The sequence below is a fragment of the Paenibacillus lignilyticus genome, assembly GCF_017942085.1.
Classification (GTDB): Bacteria; Bacillota; Bacilli; order Paenibacillales; family Paenibacillaceae; genus Paenibacillus_Z; species Paenibacillus_Z lignilyticus.
In genome coordinates this window covers 1-749 of record NZ_JAGKSP010000050.1, presented here as the reverse complement: position 1 = coordinate 749, position 749 = coordinate 1, and the positions used below count along the sequence as shown (strand labels likewise).

General features: G+C 52.7%; 2 tRNA genes and 3 rRNA genes. All 5 read left to right on the top strand.

Annotated elements, in window-relative coordinates:
• A 16S ribosomal RNA gene (locus I8J30_RS32645) occupies positions 1-122 on the top strand; the annotation flags it as partial.
• A 115-nt stretch (positions 123-237) separates the two neighbouring features.
• Positions 238-354, top strand: a 5S ribosomal RNA gene (rrf, locus tag I8J30_RS32640).
• 33 nt (positions 355-387) lie between these two features.
• A tRNA-Ile gene (locus I8J30_RS32635) sits at positions 388-464 on the top strand.
• Positions 465-477: 13 nt separating this feature from the next.
• Positions 478-553: transfer RNA gene (locus I8J30_RS32630), tRNA-Ala, on the top strand.
• A 92-nt stretch (positions 554-645) separates the two neighbouring features.
• Positions 646-749: ribosomal RNA gene (locus I8J30_RS32625) — 23S ribosomal RNA — on the top strand; the annotation flags it as partial.

Genomic DNA, 749 nt, shown 5'->3' with positions numbered 1-749 from the left:
ACAACACCCGAAGTCGGTGGGGTAACCCGCAAGGGAGCCAGCCGCCGAAGGTGGGGTAGATGATTGGGGTGAAGTCGTAACAAGGTAGCCGTATCGGAAGGTGCGGCTGGATCACCTCCTTTCTAAGGAATACCGTTTCCCGATGAGGAAACGATAAGCATCGTAAGATGCACAACCGACTGGTTCGCTCATGTTCAGTTTTGAAAGAGCAAGTCTCTTTCTGTAAGGAGTCATCCGTTTGGTGATAACGGCGAAGGGGAACCACGCGTACCCATCTCGAACACGACCGTTAAGCCCTTCAGCGCCGATGGTACTTGGACCGCAGGGTCCTGGGAGAGTAGGACGTTGCCAAGCGGATGCTTTTTTCATCCCAAGAAGTTCACATATTGGCCTTTAGCTCAGCTGGTTAGAGCGCACCCCTGATAAGGGTGAGGTCGGTGGTTCGAGTCCACTAAGGCCAACCATATTTTTTCCTTCGGGGCCATAGCTCAGCTGGGAGAGCGCCTGCCTTGCAAGCAGGAGGTCAGCGGTTCGATCCCGCTTGGCTCCACCAATAACACTTTGCACCTTGAAAACTGGATATGAAATTTGCGATAGATCTCTTAGCTGAGATTAACGATTTAAGCTGGAACTTGTTTCAGCATAGGTTAAGCTACTAAGAGCGCACGGAGGATGCCTAGGCGCTAGGAGCCGAAGAAGGACGTGGCGAACGACGAAATGCCTCGGGGAGCCGTAAGCAGGCTTTGATC